A 2,408-nucleotide genomic window follows, 5' to 3' on the forward strand; every position below is an offset into this window, starting at 1 on the left:
CTTGGGTCGCATCGTTTCCTCCGATGCAATGACGGAATCACGTCTCGCGATTCGGAGGAATCCAAAAATGAAATTGCAAGCTTTCCAGCCGTCAAACCGCCAAAGCTTGCAATCTCAAATGCCGCTCGATTCCGGAAAGCCGATCAATCTCAATGGCTTGAGAATTGTTCACGGACGACTAGTTAGGTTGACGATACGTCAGGCGCTTGGCCGCCGCACCCTTGACAGCAAGGTCTGCATGTTCCCCGTCGTTGATCCCCAAGCGATGCGGTTGGAATGACGGTAATCTAATTCTGACAAATAGCTATGCAGGTGCTTCAGAGTGATCAAAGAAAATCACGGAGCCGCGCGAGCTCAACGATATCCTCTTGAGACAAAACGGCGCCCACTAGCGGCGGCTGAGGAGCAGTAAGAATTTCGTACAAATGCCGGGTAGCGACCGGCTTCGCCATGAAGCTTCGTATGCACTCATCAAGGGTACCGTCGGCAACAAGATAGGGGCCGCCAGCTTCGATACGACGCTCGTTGTGGAGCGACGGCCATTTTCGAAGAACAGCCGGCGCACCGAAATTGACGTGAGCCCCGCTATCTTCCATCGGTCCCCTTCCCTCGGCCTGGAAGTACAACGGCGAAGGTTCGCCTTTGACATCCGTTCAGCCGGTGCTCGCTGCTTCGGTTGGTCGTCGGCAACAATGGATCGGCCAACCGGAACAATAATTTGACGCGAGATTGCCAGTTTTATGACGCATTCTCATTGCTTCCCTCCGATCCCTGCGTTATTACCTCCGTGGCAATACGGGGGGTAGAGATGGACGAACTGGAGTGGACCTTCGCCTTCGCGGTTGCCAAGGCGCGAGGTAGCTTGACACTCTCCACAGCTGATATTCTGACCATTTCCGATTTGTGTGAGTCTGCGCTTGCAACCCTGTGGACGAACGGGGAGAGACACGGCCTGACGACGGGCGAGCTCGACACGATCGCGCAACGCTACGTTTGTTGGACCGCCCAAGGTGTATGTCCGCGTCCTTCGCTGGCCACCGTGACGCCGTTCTTCGGCTGAGCTTACCGCCTCAGCCGGCGGGGGCGCGCGGTCGGTGTGGCTGGCGCCTTGGTGAGGGTGGGCATGACAGCACCCAACCCGTCGAAAGAACACAACGAGGACATCAGTTTCAGCCACGTGGCGGAGTGGTTACGCAGCGGTCTGCAAAACCGTAGAACGGGCTCACCTCGATCGCCTCGATCTCGGCTCGATTTCATGCCATCGGGTAATCGCCTCGCGGCCGTGCGCTCGATCAACGTGCGGATACTTCGTGCGCCGACTCAGTGCGCTCCTACGGCCACGGAGCGGCCCTTGTAGTAGTCCAGCACGAACAACCGCACGGCCGATGACAGGTTGCCATGCGCGCGGCCCTCGTCGATCTCACTCACCAGCTGGGAGAGCGTCAGACTGCGTTCGCCGGAAATCTCCTTTATGCCCGTCCAGAACGCGTCCTCCAGGCTGACACTGGTCTTGTGGCCGCCGATCACGATCGACCGCTTCACCACAGGGGACTTCTCCATTCCTGACGCCATCTCGAAAACTCCAACTCTACCAAGTCGTGCAAGGGGCGGGCGACAACATCCGAAGGTGCGCGTATCCCATTGCGATATAGACGCTTTTACACTATTTTACCGTGAGATGAATTCCGTAATTTTACGGGATAACCACCTCCGGCTTGATTGCATTCCAGGCCGTTCTCCCGGCAACTCGCCTCGGTCAGTCGATTTCCTCGCGGTCCCATTCCGCCGGCTCGATCGCCTTGAGTTCGGCGCAGAGATTTCTCGCAGACCCACTCGCGATGGCGACGAGATCCATGTGAACATATACGGCTCGCTCGGCTGACGGCAGGGATGTGCCCGACGAGTTTCTCAGCGCCAGCGCCAGCGTGAACGCCTCGATCCGCAACAAGCAGCCGAGCGCGTCGTAGCTGCGCGCTCATACGCGCCGGACGGAGTCCGGCCTTCACTGGTATGACCTCATGAACAATCTGTTGCAATTCTTTGCCTACGAACATTTGCCGCCGCATCTGCAGGCGGTAAGCAAGCCGTTCGGCGATCTCGCGCGTGAACTTGCAGGATCGCTTCCTGCGAACGCGGAAAGCACGACCGCTCTTCGGAAGCTGCTCGAGGCGAAGGATTGCGCCGTTCGGGCCGTGGTGTTCAAGCCCGCCACGCCGGCGGCCTAGCCGAGATCCCCCTGAGGGGATAGCCGAGCGGCTGCCTGGCTGCTCTGTTCGACGCCTCCCAAGACTGTGCCGGCCGCGGACTTCCCGTGCGCCGGGCATTTTTCGTGGCGGGGGCCGGAGCGTTGCCGCGCTCCGAGACCGCGGGTCCAGCGCAAACGGGGCCCGCCCAATGACCAATCCCTC

The 2,408-nt window shown here is 59.3% G+C and carries 6 protein-coding genes; 3 read left to right on the forward strand and 3 right to left on the reverse strand.

Annotation, left to right across the window (positions count from 1 at the left end):
• The coding region (locus JOY90_RS32155; RefSeq protein WP_291695119.1) for a hypothetical protein at positions 1-280 on the forward strand (280 nt) is incomplete at its 5' end.
• Positions 281-326: 46 nt separating this feature from the next.
• Here JOY90_RS32155 and JOY90_RS32160 read toward each other — a convergent pair.
• Positions 327-596, reverse strand: a complete 270-nt coding sequence (locus JOY90_RS32160; protein ID WP_291695120.1) for a hypothetical protein — start codon at positions 594-596, stop codon at positions 327-329.
• Positions 597-808: 212 nt separating this feature from the next.
• Between JOY90_RS32160 and JOY90_RS32165 the strand changes: the two genes are divergently transcribed.
• On the forward strand, positions 809-1,060 hold the full coding sequence (locus tag JOY90_RS32165; protein ID WP_291695121.1) for a hypothetical protein: 252 nt from the start codon (positions 809-811) through the stop codon (positions 1,058-1,060).
• Positions 1,061-1,320: 260 nt separating this feature from the next.
• On the opposite strand, the gene JOY90_RS32170 is transcribed toward JOY90_RS32165, so the two are convergent.
• Both JOY90_RS32170 and JOY90_RS32175 read right to left on the reverse strand, forming a co-directional pair.
• Positions 1,321-1,560, reverse strand: a complete 240-nt coding sequence (locus tag JOY90_RS32170) for a ribbon-helix-helix domain-containing protein (RefSeq protein ID WP_291695124.1) — start codon at positions 1,558-1,560, stop codon at positions 1,321-1,323.
• Between the two features lie 196 nt (positions 1,561-1,756).
• Positions 1,757-1,948 (reverse strand): hypothetical protein, encoded by a 192-nt coding sequence (locus JOY90_RS32175; protein WP_291695122.1) that lies wholly within the window; start codon positions 1,946-1,948, stop codon positions 1,757-1,759.
• Positions 1,949-2,018: 70 nt separating this feature from the next.
• Here JOY90_RS32175 and JOY90_RS32180 point away from each other — a divergent pair, with 70 nt between their 5' ends.
• The gene (locus tag JOY90_RS32180; protein ID WP_291695123.1) at positions 2,019-2,225 is read left to right on the forward strand and encodes a hypothetical protein; all 207 of its coding nucleotides are present in this window, start codon (positions 2,019-2,021) and stop codon (positions 2,223-2,225) included.
• Positions 2,226-2,408 lie beyond the last annotated feature (183 nt).

Source organism: Bradyrhizobium sp. (genome assembly GCF_019242285.1).
GTDB lineage: Bacteria > Pseudomonadota > Alphaproteobacteria > Rhizobiales > Xanthobacteraceae > Bradyrhizobium.